This window comes from Lacinutrix iliipiscaria (assembly GCF_042686125.1).
Classification (GTDB): domain Bacteria; phylum Bacteroidota; class Bacteroidia; order Flavobacteriales; family Flavobacteriaceae; genus Oceanihabitans; species Oceanihabitans iliipiscarium.
Map to the genome: position 1 here is coordinate 195842 of NZ_JBHUOV010000007.1, position 20139 is coordinate 215980.

At 32.3% G+C, this 20139-nt stretch carries 24 protein-coding genes; 7 read left to right on the plus strand and 17 right to left on the minus strand.

From position 1 onward, the window contains the following. Window positions 1-51 precede the first annotated feature (51 nt). From ACFS5M_RS11365 to recF, 4 genes are all read right to left on the minus strand, one after another. A complete protein-coding gene (locus ACFS5M_RS11365) occupies window positions 52-243 on the minus strand; it encodes a cold-shock protein (protein WP_183488476.1) in 192 nt (63 codons plus the stop codon). Window positions 244-324: 81 nt separating this feature from the next. Further along, entirely contained in the window at window positions 325-621 is a 297-nt protein-coding gene (locus ACFS5M_RS11370) for a DUF721 domain-containing protein (protein WP_183488474.1), read from the minus strand. Continuing rightward, window positions 621-1037: a hypothetical protein gene (locus ACFS5M_RS11375; protein ID WP_183488472.1), complete on the minus strand. Its 417-nt coding sequence runs from the start codon at window positions 1035-1037 to the stop codon at window positions 621-623. Before ACFS5M_RS11375 ends, ACFS5M_RS11370 begins: the two co-directional genes overlap by 1 nt. Then, the gene (recF, locus tag ACFS5M_RS11380; protein WP_183488470.1) at window positions 1034-2113 is read right to left on the minus strand and encodes a DNA replication/repair protein RecF; all 1080 of its coding nucleotides are present in this window, start codon (window positions 2111-2113) and stop codon (window positions 1034-1036) included. Before recF ends, ACFS5M_RS11375 begins: the two co-directional genes overlap by 4 nt. Before the next feature lie 134 nt (window positions 2114-2247). Between recF and ACFS5M_RS11385 the strand changes: the two genes are divergently transcribed. The 7 genes from ACFS5M_RS11385 (at window position 2248) to ACFS5M_RS11415 (ending at window position 8670) form a co-directional block, all read left to right on the plus strand. Continuing rightward, complete coding sequence (locus tag ACFS5M_RS11385; protein ID WP_183488468.1) at window positions 2248-3024, plus strand: tetratricopeptide repeat protein; 777 nt, start codon at window positions 2248-2250, stop codon at window positions 3022-3024. A gap of 1 nt (window position 3025) precedes the next feature. Beyond that, window positions 3026-3508, plus strand: a complete 483-nt coding sequence (ribH, locus tag ACFS5M_RS11390) for a 6,7-dimethyl-8-ribityllumazine synthase (RefSeq protein ID WP_183488466.1) — start codon at window positions 3026-3028, stop codon at window positions 3506-3508. A 341-nt stretch (window positions 3509-3849) separates the two neighbouring features. Continuing rightward, window positions 3850-4152, plus strand: coding sequence for a hypothetical protein (locus ACFS5M_RS11395; RefSeq protein ID WP_183488464.1), 303 nt, complete (start codon window positions 3850-3852; stop codon window positions 4150-4152). 3 nt (window positions 4153-4155) lie between these two features. Beyond that, a complete protein-coding gene (gene mutL / locus ACFS5M_RS11400; RefSeq protein ID WP_183488462.1) occupies window positions 4156-6009 on the plus strand; it encodes a DNA mismatch repair endonuclease MutL in 1854 nt (617 codons plus the stop codon). Between the two features lie 13 nt (window positions 6010-6022). Next, on the plus strand, window positions 6023-6775 hold the full coding sequence (locus tag ACFS5M_RS11405; protein ID WP_183488460.1) for a rhomboid family intramembrane serine protease: 753 nt from the start codon (window positions 6023-6025) through the stop codon (window positions 6773-6775). Further along, window positions 6772-7632 (plus strand): rhomboid family intramembrane serine protease, encoded by an 861-nt coding sequence (locus ACFS5M_RS11410; RefSeq protein ID WP_183488458.1) that lies wholly within the window; start codon window positions 6772-6774, stop codon window positions 7630-7632. Before ACFS5M_RS11405 ends, ACFS5M_RS11410 begins: the two co-directional genes overlap by 4 nt. 15 nt (window positions 7633-7647) lie before the next feature. Then, entirely contained in the window at window positions 7648-8670 is a 1023-nt protein-coding gene (locus ACFS5M_RS11415) for an endonuclease/exonuclease/phosphatase family protein (protein WP_183488456.1), read from the plus strand. On the opposite strand, the gene ACFS5M_RS11420 is transcribed toward ACFS5M_RS11415, so the two are convergent. From ACFS5M_RS11420 to udk, 13 genes are all read right to left on the minus strand, one after another. Next, window positions 8662-8970 (minus strand): DUF6122 family protein, encoded by a 309-nt coding sequence (locus ACFS5M_RS11420; RefSeq protein ID WP_183488454.1) that lies wholly within the window; start codon window positions 8968-8970, stop codon window positions 8662-8664. The two genes, ACFS5M_RS11415 and ACFS5M_RS11420, sit on opposite strands and share 9 nt — an antisense overlap. Then, the gene (locus ACFS5M_RS11425) at window positions 8970-9590 is read right to left on the minus strand and encodes a WbqC family protein (RefSeq protein WP_183488451.1); all 621 of its coding nucleotides are present in this window, start codon (window positions 9588-9590) and stop codon (window positions 8970-8972) included. The genes ACFS5M_RS11420 and ACFS5M_RS11425 overlap by 1 nt, the downstream gene beginning before the upstream one ends. A 23-nt stretch (window positions 9591-9613) precedes the next feature. After that, window positions 9614-11209 carry a signal peptidase I gene (lepB, locus tag ACFS5M_RS11430; protein ID WP_183488449.1) on the minus strand — a complete coding sequence of 532 codons (1596 nt, stop codon included), beginning with the start codon at window positions 11207-11209 and terminating at the stop codon, window positions 9614-9616. An 88-nt stretch (window positions 11210-11297) separates the two neighbouring features. Further along, a complete protein-coding gene (gene dapB / locus ACFS5M_RS11435) occupies window positions 11298-11999 on the minus strand; it encodes a 4-hydroxy-tetrahydrodipicolinate reductase (protein WP_183488448.1) in 702 nt (233 codons plus the stop codon). A gap of 2 nt (window positions 12000-12001) precedes the next feature. Beyond that, window positions 12002-12598 carry a DUF5683 domain-containing protein gene (locus tag ACFS5M_RS11440; protein WP_183488446.1) on the minus strand — a complete coding sequence of 199 codons (597 nt, stop codon included), beginning with the start codon at window positions 12596-12598 and terminating at the stop codon, window positions 12002-12004. After that, window positions 12588-13493 carry a ParB/RepB/Spo0J family partition protein gene (locus ACFS5M_RS11445; protein WP_183488444.1) on the minus strand — a complete coding sequence of 302 codons (906 nt, stop codon included), beginning with the start codon at window positions 13491-13493 and terminating at the stop codon, window positions 12588-12590. Before ACFS5M_RS11445 ends, ACFS5M_RS11440 begins: the two co-directional genes overlap by 11 nt. Before the next feature lie 3 nt (window positions 13494-13496). Beyond that, window positions 13497-14261 carry a ParA family protein gene (locus ACFS5M_RS11450; RefSeq protein ID WP_183488442.1) on the minus strand — a complete coding sequence of 255 codons (765 nt, stop codon included), beginning with the start codon at window positions 14259-14261 and terminating at the stop codon, window positions 13497-13499. 131 nt (window positions 14262-14392) lie between these two features. Continuing rightward, window positions 14393-14947, minus strand: a complete 555-nt coding sequence (locus ACFS5M_RS11455) for a hypothetical protein (RefSeq protein ID WP_183488440.1) — start codon at window positions 14945-14947, stop codon at window positions 14393-14395. 9 nt (window positions 14948-14956) lie between these two features. Further along, window positions 14957-17077: a methylmalonyl-CoA mutase gene (scpA, locus tag ACFS5M_RS11460; protein ID WP_183488438.1), complete on the minus strand. Its 2121-nt coding sequence runs from the start codon at window positions 17075-17077 to the stop codon at window positions 14957-14959. A 9-nt stretch (window positions 17078-17086) separates the two neighbouring features. Next, window positions 17087-17791 (minus strand): hypothetical protein, encoded by a 705-nt coding sequence (locus tag ACFS5M_RS11465; RefSeq protein WP_183488436.1) that lies wholly within the window; start codon window positions 17789-17791, stop codon window positions 17087-17089. Between the two features lie 12 nt (window positions 17792-17803). Then, a complete protein-coding gene (locus ACFS5M_RS11470) occupies window positions 17804-19204 on the minus strand; it encodes a methylmalonyl-CoA mutase subunit beta (protein WP_183488434.1) in 1401 nt (466 codons plus the stop codon). Then, entirely contained in the window at window positions 19197-19499 is a 303-nt protein-coding gene (locus tag ACFS5M_RS11475) for an FtsB family cell division protein (protein WP_183488432.1), read from the minus strand. Before ACFS5M_RS11475 ends, ACFS5M_RS11470 begins: the two co-directional genes overlap by 8 nt. Continuing rightward, on the minus strand, window positions 19499-20107 hold the full coding sequence (gene udk / locus ACFS5M_RS11480; protein ID WP_183488430.1) for a uridine kinase: 609 nt from the start codon (window positions 20105-20107) through the stop codon (window positions 19499-19501). Before udk ends, ACFS5M_RS11475 begins: the two co-directional genes overlap by 1 nt. Window positions 20108-20139 lie beyond the last annotated feature (32 nt).

Here is a 20139-nt window from a genome sequence, read left to right on the forward strand (position 1 = left end):
AAAACGCAACCATTGGTTGCGTTTTTTGTTCTAAAAAGATAAGCGTATATATTAGATAACTTTTACGTTTATTGCGTTTAATCCTTTTTTTCCTTCTGTTAATTCGAATTCAACTTCATCGCCTTCACGAATCTCGTCAATTAATCCCGAAATGTGTACAAAATGTTCTTTGTTTGAACCTTCTTCTGTAATGAAACCAAAACCTTTAGTGTCATTGAAGAACTTTACTGTTCCTTTACTCATTGTTAAAATATTAAATATTAATTATTTATGTTAAGGCAAATATAGTGCCAATAATTTTAATAAAACATAATTATTCATGTTTTATCTCAAAACTAATTTTTTAATGAGGTCTTTTCCTAAGTTTTCATTAAGCATGTTAATGATTTTTTCTTTACCATAGCTTAATTCTTCTCGTAACACACTAGAACTTAATTGAATGTATAAGGTGTCACGTTCTAATTGTATGGCTGTTGTGTAATTGTTGACACCATTTCCCATTAAATTAGCCCAAGCATCAGCAACGTTTATTTTATCTAAACCTCGCTCTAGTTTATTGGTTTCCACAAATTCTTTTAATGCTTCTGAGATGCTTAAATTTTCATTATTGCGCTTGGCCATTATTCTAAGTTTAAAGGTTGATAGCGTTTGTATAAATATACATCCTTATTTTGATTTATTATTTTGAGCTGTTCATTTGTTACGAATAAAATAGTTTCTTTCCATTGGGAGAAAGGCGTTGAGTAGTATAGGTTTAAACTGTCGTTTTCAAAAATAACTTTTATGTTTTCGACATCTTTTGAGGTTTCAAAGGTGCCCACAAAATTGGGTTTTAATTTTTTTCTAAAACCGATTAGGCTATCGCTGATTTCAAAATAATCAATTGTATCGTTATAGTTGTAATCTTTTTTGATTCCATTATGAAGAATTACTTGGTCAATTTCCCAATATCCATCAATGTATTCTATAAAAGTTTTAGGATCTGGAGAACAGTTAAAAATCAATAACACAAAAAATAATAAGTAGGAATGCTTCATAATTTAAATATCTCAAAAGATTGATGTACTTGTTTTACTGCGTTTTCAGTGCGTTCTGCATGTGTGTCACTAATAAATAACTGTCCGAAGTTTTCATCATCTACTAATTTAATTATTTGCGCTACACGTTGTTCATCTAATTTATCAAAAATATCATCTAAAAGCAGAATAGGATTAACACCACTTTGCTTTTTTATAAAATCAAACTGAGCCAATTTTAAAGCAATTAAAAAAGATTTTTGCTGACCTTGGCTTCCAAATTTTTTAATAGGATGTGATTCAATAGTAAAGTTTAAATCGTCTTTATGTATGCCCACACTTGTGTATTGTAAAGCTTTATCTTTATTGATATTTTGATTTAAAAGCGTAAGTAGATTGTTTTCAAATAAATCACTTTTATAAAGTAAATCTACAGCTTCATTTTTATTGCTAATTGCCTCATATCTTAATTTAAAAATGGGTATAAATTCCTGTAAAAAGGCATCACGCTTTTTAAATATGTCTGTACCAAATTCAGTAAGTTGATTATTATATATTTCAATGGTGTCAGCATTGTAAGTATTGTTAAGTGCGAAATACTTTAATAAAGAATTGCGTTGCGACAAAACCTTATTGTATTTTATTAAATCATTTAAATAGGTCTTATCACTTTGAGAAATTACACTATCTATAAATTTGCGTCTTGTGTCACTACCTTCAGTAATTAAATCACGATCTGCAGGAGAAATAATAACTAAGGGTAAAAAACCAATATGTTCACTAAATTTTTCGTAAGCTTTATTATTACGTTTAATTATCTTTTTTTGTCCACGTTTTAAGCTAACGACGATTTTTTCAGTAGTTTTTTCTTTTTCATAATCACCATTAATAACAAAGAATTCCTCATTGTGTTTAATGTTTTGTGAGGCTACTGGATTAAAATAACTTTTGCCAAAAGAGAGGTGATAAATTGCATCTAAGATATTGGTTTTTCCTATGCCATTATTGCCAACAATGCAGTTTATTTTTTCATTAAAATTAAAAGAAATACTCTCGAAATTTTTGTAATTCAGTAAAGAAAGTGATTTTAAAAACATAAAAAAGTTGGGTAAAGCCTATTTAAGAAGTTGTTTTCTTTAAATAGGTCTTGCAAAATATTGAAAAATAACAAATAAATAAACCTTATTTCTGAAGAAAAATTTTATTTTTGCCACGCATAAATTAAGAATATATGGCAACTTACAAGAAAAGAGGGTATAAACCGAAGACGAAAGAAGAAATAGAACATGTTGCAGAAGAAAATTCAACAACAGCTGAAGTCTTTAATACATTAGATGAAACCGCTTCTAAAACAGAAGATTGGGTTATCAAAAATCAGAAGTATATTTTTGTTCTTATTGCTATTGTTGCAGCAGTAGTGTTAGGTTATTTAGGTTATAAAGAATTTATAGCTAAGCCTGCACAAACTGAAGCTATGAATGACATGTTTCAAGCTCAAAAATATTATAATGAAGCTATAGTGGCTACAGATAAAGATTCATTATTTAATTTAGCATTAAATGGAGGAGAAGGCAAGTATGGGATGTTAGATATTGTTTCTGAACATAGCGGAACACCTGCAGCAAATCTTGCTAATTACTACGCTGGAATGGCTTACTTAAATATGAAAGATTACAAAAATGCAGTCACTTATTTAAGTAATTTTTCTAGTAATGATGAAGATGAAGTTTTTGGACCAATAGCAAAAGGCGCCATAGGTGATGCCTTTGTGCAGTTAAATCAAAAAGAAGATGCATTAGGCTATTATATTGAAGCTGCTGAAATGCGAAAAAATGATTTAACTACACCTATGTACTTATACAAAGCTGGTATTACTGCTCTAGATTTAGGGAAAGCGGCAGATGCTTTAAAGTATTTTAAAAGAATTAAAGAAGATTTTTCTTCAGCTACAGAAGCTATAGATATTGATTTGTTTATAGGAAAAGCAGAAGTGTTGGCAAATAAATAACATGGCAACAGTAAATAAAAATTTATCAGATTACGATAAAGCTACAATCCCAAATGCGAAAGACCTTCGATTTGGGATTGTTGTTTCTGAATGGAACGATAAGATTACTGAAGGACTCTTTGAAGGTGCTTTTAATGCACTTATTGAAAATGGTGTAGCAGAAGATCAAATACTACGTTGGAATGTTCCAGGAAGCTACGAACTTATTTTTGGTTGTAAAAAAATGCAACAACAAAACGTTGATGCAGTTATAGCTATTGGTAGTGTTATTCAAGGTGAAACCAAACATTTTGATTTTGTTTGTGAAGGTGTCTCTCAAGGAATTAAAGATTTAAATGTCTTACATGATGTTCCTGTAATTTTCTGCGTGCTTACAGATAACACCATGCAACAAGGCTTAGATCGTTCTGGAGGTAAACATGGCAATAAAGGCACAGAGGCTGCAGTTGCTGCCATTAAAATGGCTTTTTTAAATAAAAAGTAAAAACCCTCTCTTTAGCTTTATAGCCTAAAATGTTAACAATTTTTAGCACTTAAAAACCGTTATTTCTTAGTAAATTAAGTAAATTTGGATGTAACGAATACACTAAATTTCAGGTGAATTTATTTAAACAACGCAAAAATAAAAAGTTTAGCTACACACCTAGGCACCAAAGAGCGTTTGAGCAAAACCAAGAAGAAGATATAACTTCTAAATGGAAAGAAATGAAACGTAGCTCTAACCAAAAAGGAAGTTCTTTTTCTAGATTACCAATTATGGTGTTATTTTTGATAGCTGTATTAATACTGTTATATATTTTAGGACGTTATTAAAATCAAGAGATTATGGGACCAATCAAGTTTACAATAATAAAAGGATTATCAAGAAATAAAAGATTTAATTATACACCTAGGTTTTATAAAGGCAAAGAAGAAGTAGATACATCCAAATATCCTACTAAGTTTGATGCTTACTCAGATAGCTATAATAAAAATGATTTCTCAGGGCAATGGCATGAAAATAGAATAAGTTATAGAAATAGAAGTAATGTTGGTTTTAATAAAACCATTTACATACTGATTGCTGTATTTGTTTTAATTTTCTTATTTATTATAGATTTTGACTTATCCATTTTCTTTTCAAAATAATTCATGGCAGACATTATTCAACTTTTACCTGATCATGTTGCGAATCAAATTGCGGCTGGAGAAGTCGTTCAACGACCTTCTTCTGTTGTTAAAGAATTACTTGAAAATGCCATTGATGCGCAGTCCACTTCCATAAAATTAATTGTCAAAGATGCTGGAAAAACCCTAATTCAAGTTATTGACGATGGTAAAGGGATGAGTACAACTGATGCGCGTTTGAGCTTTGAACGTCATGCAACTTCTAAAATCCGTACTGCAGAAGATTTATTCCAACTAAACACTAAAGGCTTTCGTGGCGAAGCCTTAGCGAGTATTGCTGCTATTGCTCATGTTGAACTAAAAACAAAGCAAGAGCAAGATGAAGTGGGTTCTAGTATTATTATTGAAGGTAGTGAAGTTGTAGAGCAAGAGGTTGTTGTGACTCCTGTTGGCACGTCGATTTCTGTTAAAAATTTATTTTTTAACATTCCTGCACGACGTAATTTTTTAAAGTCTAATCAGGTTGAACTTCGCCATATTATTGATGAGTTTCATCGTGTGGCATTAGCACATCCAAATATTACTTTTGAAATGTACCATAATGGAAGTGAAATGTTTCAGCTTCCTGAAAGTAATTATAGACAACGAATTGTAAATATTTTTGGAAGCAAAACCAACGAGAAATTAGTGCCTGTTGAAGAAGATACGGAAGTGCTTAAAATTTCTGGATTTGTGGGTAAGCCTCAATTTGCAAAGAAATCTCGTGGTGAACAATTCTTTTTTGTCAACAATCGATTTATAAAGAGTGCTTATTTAAATCATGCGATAACTTCTGCTTTTGAAGGTTTATTAAAAGATGGTGCACATGCAAGTTATTTTTTAAATCTAAAGGTCAATCCTAAAACCATAGATATTAATATTCATCCTACAAAAACAGAAATAAAATTTGATGATGAGCAGACTTTGTATGCTATTTTACGTGCTTCAGTAAAACATAGTTTAGGGCAATTCAATATTGCGCCAGTATTAGATTTCGAGCGCGATTCGAATTTAGATACTCCTTATGGTTTTAAAGATAAAAATGCCAATAGCCCAAGTATAGAAGTTAATAGAAACTTTAACCCTTTTCAAGAGGAAAAAGCAACTGCTTCTAGAACACAAATGTCTTACAAAAAGGAAGTCGCTGGTAATTGGGAAGGCTTGTATGTTGGATTAGAATCAAAAGGAACGAAGTCACAGCAAGACTTTAGTGAAATACAATTTGAAAGTGATGAGCAAACGGTTTCAATGTTTCAAAATGAACATGCAATAGGTCAACAACAATCTACGTTTCAACTTCATAATAAATACATTATAAGTAAAATAAAATCTGGGATGTTAGTCATTGATCAGCATAGAGCACATCAGCGTATTTTGTATGAAGATTTCCTTAAGAATATAACGGTTAAAGAAGCGATGAGTCAGCAGTTACTGTTTCCTCTGGCTTTACATTTTTCGCCACAACACATGACCATTATTAATCAAATTAAGGAAGATTTAGAGCATACAGGATTCGTGTTTGCAAATCTTACCAATGAAAGTTTAGAAATTACAGGCGTTCCTGTTAGTGTTCCAGAAAGTGAAGTCTCAATAATTTTAGAACAACTTATTAACGATATTGAAAATGAAGTGCCTGATAGTAATTTTAGCGCAACCGATTTGTTGACCAAATCAATGTCAAAAAGCCTAGCGATTAAAACAGGACAAAGTTTAACCATACAGGAACAAGAGTATATGGTTAACAAGTTATTTGCTTGTAAAGAACCTAATGTGTCGCCTAATCATCGGCCAACTTTTGTAACCATGACTTTAGATGAGTTAGACAGAAAATTTTTATAATATTACTGAATAAATGAATAGAATCACAGATACCGTAAAGCACTTATTAATTATTAACGTCCTCATGTTTATAGGTACTTTAACTATTGGTGGCGGACAATTATTCTACGAGTGGTTTGCGTTATATTTTCCTAAAAACGACGCTTTTCAGCCTTGGCAGATTATTACGCATATGTTTATGCATGGAGGCTTCACGCACTTGTTGTTTAATATGTTTGCCCTTTGGATGTTTGGTTCACCAGTAGAGCAGGTTTTAGGAAGTAAAAAGTTTTTGTTTATTTATATTTCGGCTGGACTTGGTGCGGTTTTATTTCAATTAGGGTATTACTATTTTAATTATGTGCCTTTGTATTCTGAATTAATAAGTTCTGGACTTACCAATGATCAAATTATTCAAATGCTGACTTCAAATGAAGCTCTCGTAGGAATAACGGATAGTCAATTACTAAATCTGAAAGATGCTTTTCCTATATATAATGCATCTATGGTTGGTGCATCTGGTTGTATTATGGGGGTTCTTGCCGCTTTTGGTATGATGAATCCTGAAGCAAAACTCATGATGATTTTCTTACCAATTCCTATTAAGGCGAAGTATTTTATTCCAGGAATTATATTATTAGATGTTATTTCTGCAATTTCAGGACAATCGTTCTTTAGTCCAAGTAATACAGCCTATATGGCTCATGTTGGAGGCGCAATTACTGGATTTATTATCATGTGGTATTGGAAGAAAAATCAGTTTAATAAAAACCGTTGGGATTTATGAGTCTAACACAAGATATCAAACAAAAATTAACACAACTAAATGTTTTTGAAAAACTGATAGTTGCAAATGTTTTTGTGTTTTTTATCGCTCATATTTTAAAGCTTGTTCTACATACTGAATCAAGTTTAAGCTGGTTTGAATTACCTAGTAATTTATCAGATTTTATGACACAACCTTGGGCTATTGTTTCTTATGCCTTCTTACATTACGACTTTTTTCATATTCTATTTAATATGCTTTGGTTGTACATCATTGGGAAAATGTTCATCAATTTATTTAATACAAAACTAGGCCTAAATGTTTATTTTCTTGGCGCAATTTCTGGTGCCATTGTTTTTTTATTAGGCTATTTACTTTTACCAAATGTGTTTGATTCTGGACATCGTTTAGTTGGTGCTTCAGCTGCTGTGAGAGCACTGCTAATTTTTATGTGTGCGTATATGCCAAATATGGATTTGCGCTTTTTCACCTTCAATATTAAGCTTAAACATGTAGGAATAGCAATTGTAGTATTAGATTTTATGGGTTTGTTTGGTGGAAACGCTGGCGGAAACTTAGCACATTTTGGAGGAACTATTTTGGGTTATTTTTATGGAACACAATTACATAAAGGAAACGATATAGGAAAAGGGTTTGAACGTTTTATGGATGCGATTGTTAACTTTTTTAAATCTAATAAATCAAACTTAAAAACCGTTCATAAGAAGAGTGGGAAAGTCGCTGGTTATACTAAAGAAGAGTTTAAAGAGTTTAATAATCAAAAGCAAATAGATATCATTCTAGATAAAATTAGTAAGAGTGGTTATGATAGTTTGACAAAAGCAGAAAAAGAACTTTTGTTTAGAGCAGGAAAATAAGAGACTTATTGGCTAATGAAAAAATTAAATTTTCTTGATAAAGTTGTTTTCTTCTTCAATATGGTTGCAGCTATTGCTCTATTGATGTCTTTTGTCTTACCCTTTATTCCGCCAAAATCATTTTCAGTATTGTCGGTGTTAAGCTTAGGTGTTCCAGTTTTAATTCTGCTTAATGTGCTGTTCTTTTTATATTGGTTATTCAAGCTTAAAAAACAATTTTTCTTATCCCTTTTTGTTTTGGCAATTGGTTATTTTTCTTTTGGATCTTTGTATAAGTTTTCTTCTTCTACAAACAATAAAAGTGATAACAGCCTAACAATTATGAATTATAACGTGAGGCTTTTCAATCTTTACGATTGGATTTCTGGAGAAAATATTGAAACCAAAATGGTAGATTTTATTAAAGAAAAAGCACCAGATGTCGTTAGCTTTCAAGAATATCATCCACATAAAAACATAGATTTATCTTTCTTTAAATATAAATTTGAAAAGCTCTCAGGAACTAAAACCAGATATGGTCAAGCTATTTTTTCACAGTACCCAATAGTTAACTCTGGTTCTGTGGCGTTTCCTAACACCTCTAATAATGCCATTTTTGTTGATATTGTCAAGCAAAGCGATACGATTAGAATTTATAATGTACATCTGCAATCGTTACATATTGATGCAAATGTAGACAAGTTGGCAGAAGAAGATTCTGAACGTTTATTTAAACGTGTAGGTCAAACCTTTGAGATGCAACAATCTCAAACCGAATTGTTTTTAAAACATAAAAAGCAATGCAAGTACAAAATGATTATTTGTAGCGATTTAAATAATACAGCTTTTTCTTATGTGTACAAAGAAATTAAAGGCGATTTACAAGATGCCTTTAAAGTTGCAGGTAATGGCTTTGGAATTACTCACGACTTTAAATTTTTTCCAACTCGTATCGATTTTATTCTTGTTGATAATGCTTTTACTGTAGATGCTTTTAAGACGTATGGCGATCATTATTCAGATCATTATCCAGTTATGACTAGTATATCCTTACATTAAAGCACAATCTACATAATCAGCAAGTATATGAATACTTAACCCAAGTCCAATAAGTCTTGTACGCTTCGGAAATAACAATAAAACATAGATTATCATTGCGTAATACGTATGTAAAGGGTGAAAGTTAATACTGCATCTGTTGGCATCAAAAATGGGATTTGCTAAAAGATGATCTATATCAATAAGCATTCCAGCCAACATAATTAAATAGGCTGTTTTCCATTGATCTCTAAAGAAGAGTAGTGCGACGAATAGAGGCAACCCAAAGTGAATGCCATAATGCAAAAGCGATTGTAACATTATAAATATTTAGATTGATTTTCTAAATAGTTTACAGCATTAGTTCCTTCATTAAAAAGTAAATCAAGAATGCTTACATTAGAAATAAATCCATGTTTATCTCCAAACACTTGAGTGTAAGCATCAAATGAAAATGGTGTTTCTTTTCTTGCATTAGCTAAAGGTCTATAATCTGTTTTTTCTGAAATCGTTTTCTCATAGATTTCCGTTTTAGAAAATTTTAAATCGATTTGTAAGCTATCACACACAAGCTCTAAACACTTTAAGTTAAAGTCGAGTAAAAATTTAAATTCTTTTGTAAATAAAGGATGAAAGTCATCTTCAAAAAACTCAAAAAATGGTGAAGTTCTATAAGCAGACTCTAAAGATTTCCAGTGTACAAGTTGCCATTTCTCAGCATTGTATATTTTGATGTCACTATACTTTTGGCGTTCTTTTTGTGAATGTATAATTGGGATACTTAGCTGTAACTTTCCATTAGCACCATAGATATGTGTCCTATTTCTATAGGTTTGCTTTTGGTAATTATCATGCATCTCTAGGGTCACTTTACTAGCTTTAAGCATAGCAGTAAAGTTCGCTATATTTGGAAAATAAGTAGGATGGATAATGATGTTCATTGACAGGAATGATAATAAACAAATTAACTATTCGCTTGTTTTCTTTTTCTCCATTTATTGAATCCAAACCAACCAGCTAGCAAGATTAAAAAAGGAATGAAATATGACGTTGCTTTTCCGCTTCCACCAACAGTCGTAAATAAACGTTCCCAACGAATTTTGTTTTTAATACCAACAGCATTACTATCCCAACTCATCCAAATAAATACAGGCTTACCAACCACGTGATCAAAAGGAACAAATCCCCAAGAACGCGCATCTTGAGAGTTGTGTCTGTTGTCTCCCATGAGCCAATAGTAATCCTTTTTAAACGTATAGTTAGTCGCTAACTCCCCATTAATAAATATTTGATTGCCTTTTATTTGCAAGGTATTATTTTCATAATCTGTAATCACACGTTTATAAAGGGGTAAAACATCTAGATTTAAGTCTATGGTCGCTCCAGCTTTAGGAATGTATAATGGACCAAAGAAGTCGTTATTCCAACTGTAGTTAGGATCATGAGGAAAAACACTAGCTTCTCTTTCGCCTTTAACACGTTTAAATGGAATCACATTTTTTACATTTGGATGATTTCTAAACTTAGCTAAGTTTTCATCAGAAATACCAGGAAAATAACTTACAGAAGCATCTTGGTTGTATCTAGGGAAATCAGTGATATCGTATCTGTCAGCAAGCTGATAATTATTAAAAGGGCCATTTTTAGTTTCAATTTGATATGAAAACTGAAGCTTAGCTCTATCTGGTAAAACATTTTGTTTTCCATTAATATAAACATAGCCATCACGTACTTCTAATGAATCGCCTGGCAAGCCCACACAACGCTTTACATAATTAGTCTTTTTGTCAATAGGTTTATAGTAATTTCTATCCGCAGGTTTATACATGTTGTAAAGCGTGTCAACAGGCCAACTAAATACAACAATATCATTGTGTTTTATTTTTTGAAATCCAGGGATTCGTATATAGGGCAATGAGAGTTTATTAATAAATGAGGTGTTTTTGTTTTCTTTTCTGTCATCAAATAAATATGACTTTTTCTTTATAAAAGGGATGGTGTCATGTACCATTGGTGCAGAAATGGTAGTCATTGGTACACGTGCGCCATAATGAAACTTACTCACAAATAAGAAGTCACCGACTAAAAGTGATTTTTCAAGAGATGAGGTAGGAATTGTATAAGGTTGAATAAAATAGGTGTGTACTATAGTTGCTGCAACAATAGCGAATAAAATAGAGCTCACCCAATCTCCTGCTGCTGTTTTAGGTTGTAAGCTTCGGTCTTTAATATGTTCAACATCTACAAAATAATTCAAATAATAGTTGTAAAAACCTAAGGAAACTACAGCTAAAATGGTGTCTATAGTTTCGTTTTTACCAAAGCTTCTAGCGGTTTCTACCCAAATCACTGGAAACATAATAAGGTTAACAATTGGAAGGAAAAGTAAAATGGTATAATACCAAGGCCTGTTTATAATTTTCATTAAAACTACAGCGTTATAAACAGGAACAAAGGCTTCCCAAGCTTGTCTTCCAGCTTTTATATAAAGCTTCCAAGTTCCTAATCCATGTACTACTTGAATTACCAAGAAAAAAATAAATAATTGAGTCAATGTCATAATTGAAAAATGAGAATCGCCTAAAAGACAATTAATTAATTGTTGTTAGTTGTTGATAATGTTTTGAACGTTACAAATATATTATACCTTAACCAATATTTAACACATCTTTCATAGTAAAAATGCCTGTTTTACCTAAAAGCCATTCCGCAGCAACCACAGCTCCAAGAGCAAAGCCTTGTCTGTTATGTGCTACATGTTTAATATTAATGGTATCTATGTCGCTATTATAATTTATTGTGTGAGTTCCGGGAACATCCTCTTCACGCTTGGCTAAAATTTGTATAGCATTATCAGTTTCTTTATTTAATTGCCAAGAATTATAATTTGAATGTACAGAAATAATATCATTGGCAAGTGTAATTGCGGTTCCACTAGGAGCGTCTAACTTTTGTGTGTGATGAATTTCTTCAATAGATACTTTATACTGTTTTAAAGTATTCATCATTTTGGCCAAGTTAGTATTCAATTCAAAAAAAATATTAACGCCTAAGCTGAAATTGGAAGCATAAATAAAAGCTCCATTTTTAGCTTCACATAAAGCCACTGCTTTGTCATAATCTTTTAACCAACCTGTGGTTCCAGAAATGACAGGAATATTGTGTGTTAAGCTATGAGATATGTTTTTAAAAGCAGCACTAGGAATACTAAAATCGATAGCTATGTCGGCTTGAGTAATATCGTAATTGTCGTTGTGATTTGCTTTAATAACTATGGTATGACCACGCTGTAGAGCAATTTGCTCAATAGTTTTTCCCATTTTGCCATAACCAAGTAAAGCGATTCGCATACTTAAAATTTAAAATTTAGAGTGAGACCTAAATCTCCAGTATTGTCAAACTCATTGAGTTTATAATGAGGTTTAAGAGAAAGGTTGTCATCAACATTGTATTGTAATAAATGCGCATCAACATTGGCATCAATAATATTTAAGGCATAAAATCCAATGGTCACTAAAAGCGATAGTTCTTTATTTCTTCTTAAGGTTTTTTGGGCTTCTCGTAAGCCATCATCTGTGACAGATCCAAAAAATTCATCATCCTCATAACCTGCTAATCGACGCTTGTACGCATTGCGATAGCGCTTATATTCTTTATCGTTATCTAAATAAAAATACGTTCCAGCACCAAGAGCAACATATATAATCGGAATTTTCCAATACTTTTTATTATACGCTTGTCCCAAACCAGGAAGCACAGCAGAGTAGAAGGCTGCACGTGCAGGCGTTAGAGGATTTATAGGTTCCCTTGTGTTTAATTCACCTTCAATAAGAATGCCTTCCTGTACTTTAGGAGTGGCTTCTTTTTGATCTTTAGTTTCATCTTCTTGCGCTAAGGCGGAAAAACTAAAACAAAGGCATAATATGAATATGAAACACTTATTTGGCACGTTGTACTAACTTTTTAATTCGATTAAAGTCTTCTTCAGAATGGAAAGGAATTGTGATTTTTCCTTTGCCATTGCTAGATACTTTAACGTCTATTTTATGACCAAAGTATTCTGAAAAATCTTTAATACCTTTTTTAACAAACTTTGGCAATTCTTCTTTAAATTTTGTTGGCACACTTACCTTTTGAGTCGTATTATATTGCCTAACTAAATGTTCGGTGTCTCTTACCGAAAGTTTATTTTCTAATATTTTTTCGTAAATATCAAGTTGAATGGTTTGATCTTCAATATTAATAATAGCACGACCATGACCCATTGAAATGAAACCATCTCGCATACCAGTTTGTATGATTGGATCAAGTTTTAATAGCCTTAAATAGTTCGCGATGGTTGAACGTTTTTTTCCAACACGCTCACTCATTTGTTCTTGCGTAAGGTTTATTTCATCAATGAGGCGTTGGTATGATAATGCAATTTCAATTGGATCTAAATCCTGACGTTGAATGTTTTCAACTAAAGCCATTTCAAGGCTTTCTTGATCATTAGCAATACGAATATATGCTGGAATAGTTTCTAAGCCAATAAGTTTTGAAGCTCTAAATCGGCGTTCTCCAGAAACTAATTGGTATTTGTTAAACTGTAATTTTCTAACAGTTATAGGTTGAATAACGCCAAGTTCACTTATAGATGATGCTAATTCACGAAGGGATTCTTCATTAAAATTTGTTCGAGGTTGAAATGGATTCATTTCAATGAGCGATAATTCTAACTCTACAATATTACCAATAACTTTATCTGCATTTTTATCTTTTGCAGATTGAATATCGTTACTTGGATCTTTTAAAAGTGCTGAAAGTCCTCTGCCTAACGCTTGTTTCTTGGTTGCCTTCGCCATAATCTAGGAGTTTTTTGTAATAACTTCTTCTGCCAAACTTAAATAATTCGTTGCACCTTTACTAGAAGCATCATAATTAATTATACTTTCTCCATAACTAGGCGCTTCACCTAAGCGTACATTACGTTGAATAATGGTTTGAAAAACCATATCATTAAAATGCTTCTGAACCTCTTCAACCACTTGATTAGATAAGCGTAAACGTGAGTCGTACATGGTTAGTAATAAACCTTCAATATCTAATTCAGGATTGTGAATTTTCTGAACACTTTTAATTGTATTTAGTAGTTTTCCTAAACCTTCTAAAGCAAAATATTCACATTGAATAGGAATGATAACAGCGTCTGAAGCCGTTAATGCATTTAAAGTTAATAAGCCTAAAGAAGGCGCACAATCGATAAGAATGAAATCGTAATCGTCCTTAACTTCCTGTATGGCTTTTTTTAGCATGTATTCACGTTCCTCTTTATCTACTAATTCAATTTCAATCGCCACTAAATCTATATGTGCAGGAATGATGTCTAGGTTAGGAGTGTCTGTTTTAACAATGGCTTGTTTAGCAGAATTGGTATGCTCTAAAAGTTGGTAAGTACCAATCTCTACAGTTTCAACGTCTATACCTAAACCTGATGTTGCGTTGGCTTGAGGATCAGCATCTATAAGAAGTACTTTTTTTTCAAGAACACCAAGAGAAGCTGCTAAGTTTACTGAAGTTGTCGTTTTTCCAACACCACCTTTTTGATTAGCAATTGCTATTATTTTACCCATTAATTTGATTTGGTTTTATTTGCGAAATAATCAAAATTACTTCACACCAAAAATACGATTATTTACGAGTAATTAAAACGGAAGTTGTTAACATTAAGCGAATATTTCTCAATAATTAACTCCTTTTCTCATTACTCCTTAGGAGAGCGAGGTACAACAAAAGAAATTAAAATATCTTTTTCTTTAGCGCCAACATAGCCATAACCTTTTTGATAGAAAAAGGTAAACTCACCATTTGAAAAAATTGATTTTAGTTCCAATAAGTTTTTATAAGAGCAAACAGGTGTTTTTAATTCACTTTCTATGCTGATTACTTCATAAGTTACTAGGCCATCAGCAGTTTTCCAAGTGTCTCCTTTTTGAGGATGGTTTGGCATTCTAACAGTGTCATCATCACAACAATCTTCAAATTGGTAAACGACTCCTTTTTCTTTTTTTAGGTATAACTTCACAACATCACCACTTTCCCAAGACTGAGAATATTCAACATAAGTTTTACCATTTAATTGCTTCTGGCGTTCCATTTTTTCTACATAATAAGTATTCCGCCAAATGATATATTTGTTAGAGTCAAGAAGGGTAAAATAGTCAGAATTAGGATCTCCATCACAAAATAACTGACCTTCTTTTTGGCTAAATGAATTGATGCTTACAAGAAACAGTGTTAATAGGCAGAAGTATTTCATGATGTCGTTTTAATCAATTAAAATCTCTAAAATTTGAATAGCAGCTTCACTGATTTTAGTGCCTGGACCAAAGACTGCAACTGCACCTGCATCAAATAAATATTGATAGTCTTGCTTAGGAATAACACCTCCAACAATCACCATAATATCATCCCGACCATAGGCTTTTAAAGCGTCAATAACTTGTGGAACTAAGGTTTTGTGTCCTGCAGCTAATGAAGAAACCCCCAAAATGTGAACGTCATTTTCTACAGCTTGTTTTGCTGCTTCTTCTGGTGTTTGAAACAGTGGACCAATGTCTACATCAAAGCCTACATCAGCATAACCTGTAGCGACTACTTTTGCACCACGATCATGTCCGTCTTGCCCCATTTTTGCAATCATAATTCTTGGACGTCTCCCATCTTGTTCGGCAAATTTATCGGCTAATGCTTTTGCTTTTTGAAAGCTCTTGTCGTCTTTTATTTCTTTACTATACACACCAGAAAATGATTTTATTTGTGCTTTATAGCGTCCGAATTCAACTTCTAACGCGTCGCTAATTTCTCCTAAAGTAGCTCGTTCACGAGCTGCTTCTACAGCTAAAGATAGTAAGTTTTCTTTTCCTGTCTTAGCCGCTTCAGTTAATTTTGATAAAGCAGTTTGTACTTTATTAGAATTTCTTTCGGCTTTTATTTTATTTAAACTTGCTATTTGTTGATTGCGAACCGTTTGGTTATCGACTTCTAATGTTTGAATTGGGTCTTCTTCTTCTAATCTATACTTATTAACACCAACAATAATATCCTGACCAGAATCTATTCGCGCTTGTTTACGAGCTGCAGCTTCTTCGATTCTAATTTTTGGAATTCCAGCTTCAATGGCTTTAGTCATGCCTCCCAATGCTTCAACCTCTTCGATTAAAGTCCACGCTTTCTGAGCAATATCATGTGTGAGTTTTTCAACATAATAACTTCCAGCCCAAGGATCAACCGTTTTAGTAATATCAGTTTCTTCTTGTAAATAAATCTGTGTGTTTCTCGCTATTCTAGCCGAGAAATCAGTAGGCAAAGCAATGGCTTCGTCTAAAGCATTTGTATGTAAAGATTGTGTGCCACCAAAGGCAGCAGCTGCTGCTTCTATCGTAGTTCTGGCGACATTATTAAAAGGGTCTTGTTCAGTTAAGCTCCAACCAGAAGTCTGACAATGCGTACGTAAAGCTAATGATTTTTGATTTTTAGGATGGAACTGTTTTACCAACTTTGCCCAAAGCATTCGAGCTGCGCGCATTTTAGCAATTTCCATAAAATGATTCATACCAATAGCCCAAAAGAATGATAAGCGAGGTGCAAAGGTGTCGATATCCATTCCAGCAGCTAAGCCTTTTCTAATATATTCTAAACCATCAGCTAGAGTGTAAGCCAATTCGATATCGCAAGTTGCTCCAGCTTCTTGCATGTGGTACCCTGAAATACTAATGCTATTGAATTTTGGCATGTTTTTACTGCTGTATTCAAAAATATCAGAAATAATTTTCATAGATGGTGTAGGAGGATAGATGTAGGTGTTACGCACCATAAACTCCTTTAAAATATCATTTTGAATGGTTCCAGATAATTGTTCTGGTGTAACGCCTTGTTCTTCAGCAGCAACAATATAAAATGCCATGATAGGTAAAACAGCACCATTCATTGTCATTGAAACAGACATTTTATCTAATGGAATTTTGTCGAAGAGAATTTTCATATCTTCAACACTATCAATAGCAACTCCTGCTTTCCCTACGTCGCCAACTACACGTTTATGGTCAGAATCATAGCCTCGATGTGTCGCTAAATCAAATGCAACTGATAATCCTTTTTGACCAGCAGCTAGATTCCGTCTGTAAAAAGCATTACTTTCTTCAGCAGTTGAAAATCCAGCATATTGACGAATGGTCCATGGTCTTCTCACATACATTGTACTGTATGGTCCGCGAAGGTTTGGTGCTATTCCAGCTACAAAATTAATATGTTCGACATCATGTAAATCTTCTTTGGTATAAATAGATTGTACAGGAATATCTTCAGCCGTTTGGAAGTGCTTATTAGCTTCTGCTTTTTGAGTTTTAGCTTCAGATTTTATAGCTATATGTTGGAGGTTTTTTCGCATTAATTCTTATTACTTAGCAGGTCTTTTGTTGAAATCTACTTTAGTGTTCTTAGGTTGAAGCGGTCTTACTTGATTTGCTTTTTTTGCTTCTATTTCTTTAGCCTGTTTTGCTTTTTCTTCATCTCTCTTTTTAAAATCAATTTTAGAAAAATCACTCTTAATCAATTCAGCATAAAAGTACTCCAGCGCAATGTAAAGGCTTAAATGTTTATCTTTTGCTATTTTAGAAGCACCACCATTTAGTGCAGGTTTGTAAAGAGATTTACTCATGCTATTTGTGGAGAGTAAAGCATTAAAAGTAATTTTTAAATCATCTTCATTCATGTTCTTTGCAATGCATTTTATGATGTCATGATTATAGTTTAATCCATCATTATTAAACACATTGGTTTGCTTTAAAATAGTTGCCAGATTTACAGAATGCTCAGAAACAAATTTATCGTACGACATTCGGTTTGTTCCAACATCTCTTAAAAAACTACTATAAGCACGAATTGCATTTTTTTGCTGAACATCATAAAAATTAATGATATCATCCTCAAAAGCATAAAGCGCTTCGTTTAACAATTTATTGTCGGCATCTGGGCAATTAATTGTTTGAGGTTGGTCTGAATACTTGTACTCTGATAGAGAAGAAGACGAGTTTTCGTTTTTACAACTTGTTAAGTTAAAAATTAAGAGTACTAATAAAAGTTTGATACTAATTGTTTTCATTTTTTAATAAATTTAATTTTCAGTTTTTAATCGTTCTTGTTCTATATTTTCTGCTAAACGTTTTTCAATAATAGGCCGTATTAAAGTTTTACGAATATTCGTTTTGACAAAAGGGAATAATTCTAATTCCTGTTTCATTTTATCGTTTTTATTAGGATGTTTATTTGTGCCTAATAAAACAGTTTCACCAGCATCAAATAAAGCCTGTTCTTTAAGTGCGCTATCTTTAATTTTACGTTGAATAGTGCCCTCTTTTAACTGACTTAAAAAACCGCCTTGTTTTTCAATAATTTTGAAAACATCTAGTGCTTTTTCTGCAAGTTGATTCGTAAGACTTTCAATATAATAAGTGCCTTCTGAAGCATTGCTAACGAGGTTAAAATAACTTTCGTGTTTTAATATTAACAATTGATTTCGAGCAATGCGTTCACCAAATTCATTGTCTTTATGATAAATACCATCATAAGCTAAATTACAAATCGTATTTGCGCCTCCAAGAATTGCACTCATGCATTCGGTTGTGGTGCGTAACAAATTTGTGTTATAATCGTAAATGGTTTTGTTTCGTTTTGTAGGTGTTGCAAAAATATGACAGTTTGCTTTAAAGCTGTATTCAGAAATTAAGGTGTTAAACAACAATCGCAAGGCTCGAAGTTTAGCAATCTCGAAGAAGTAGTTTGTGCCAATAGAAACATTAAAGTTAATGTTTAAGACTGGAGTGGCTTCATCTTTAATTAGAGATACAGCATTGATATGATTTAAATATTCGTTGGTTTGCGCTAAGGCATAAGCCAATTGCTGTACCATTGTAGCTCCAGCATTTTGAAATAACGAAGCATTAACAGAAAGCGAATGCGTCTCTTTTAATATTAGATTGAATTGATCGTGATCTGCTTTTAAATGAGTATACCAATTGCCTGTTTCAGCAAGATGGCCAATAATATCTGTGTTAATGTAAAAGCTTTTTTTGTTCGTGTCCTTTTGACTGCGTTCTAGCAGATTAAGATTTAATTTTTTAACAAATTCAGAATCTAAAAAGTGCAATTCAAAATATAATACGACCACATCAAGATTGATATTTTGAAGTAAATCATCAATTGAAATGTCTTTACTAGGTAAAATAAATTTGATGCTATCTGCACCTCGCTCAATAACATTAACCGCTTTTTTATTGCTTAGTTCTACGTCATGAACAAAAATAGATTGGCAGATGGACCATATTTTCGGGTTTGAAATATTATTCAAAGGATGACTAAATTCATCAGCGTGATAAAATGGTTTCACATCAATACCTTCGTTGGTTTTCCAAATCAGAGTATCGTTATAATCGGCACCTTTTAGGTCGACCTGTATTTTTTGTTTCCATTCTTTAGAAGAAACCTTATTGAAATCTGTGAACAGCTTTTTACTCATTTTTCTTTGTTTTTAAGCTATCTTCATATTCGATGATATAGATGTCTTCATTATCTCTTTTCATATAATATTCTTCACGAGCAAATTTTTCTAAGCCTTCGTCATTACTTAGTTTTTCTAATTCTTTGTTGTCTTTCTCAATTTCTTTTATATAGAATTCTTTTTCATCTTCAAGATCGCTGATATCATTATTTAATTCATTGTGAATAATTAAAGAATTTGCATCAAAAAACAGCATCCATATAGCGTAGATTGTAAATATAATAATGAATATGTTTTTGAAGTATTTAAGCATTAGCTAATTCTTTCATTAATAATAGTACGAACAATATCAACAGCAACTGTATTGTATTTATTGTTAGGAATAATAATATCTGCATACTCTTTCATAGGCTCGATAAATTGCTGATGCATTGGTTTCAGAGTGGTTTGATAGCGTGTTAGTACTTCATCTATATCTCTACCGCGTTCAGCAATATCACGTTTTAACCTCCTAATTAATCGTTCATCACTATCAGCGTGGACAAATATTTTAATATCAAATTTTTCGCGTAATTCAGGATTAGTAAGAATTAAGATGCCTTCTACAATCATGACTTTACGTGGTTGCGTATGAATTGTGTCGCCAGTTCTATTGTGTTTTACAAAAGAATATACAGGTTGATCTATAGGGTTTCCTCTTTTTAATTCTTCTAAATGATTAGTTAAAAGATCGAAGTCGATACTTCTTGGATGGTCAAAATTAATTTTGATACGTTCGTCAAACGACAAGTGAGAGGTATCTTTATAGTAAGAATCTTGAGAGATTACGCCAACTTCACCTTCAGGTAATTCGTTTAAAATCTGATCTACTACAGTAGTTTTTCCACAACCAGTTCCACCAGCTATTCCAATTATGAGCATGAAAAATTATTTTGATTTAAGTCACAAATTTA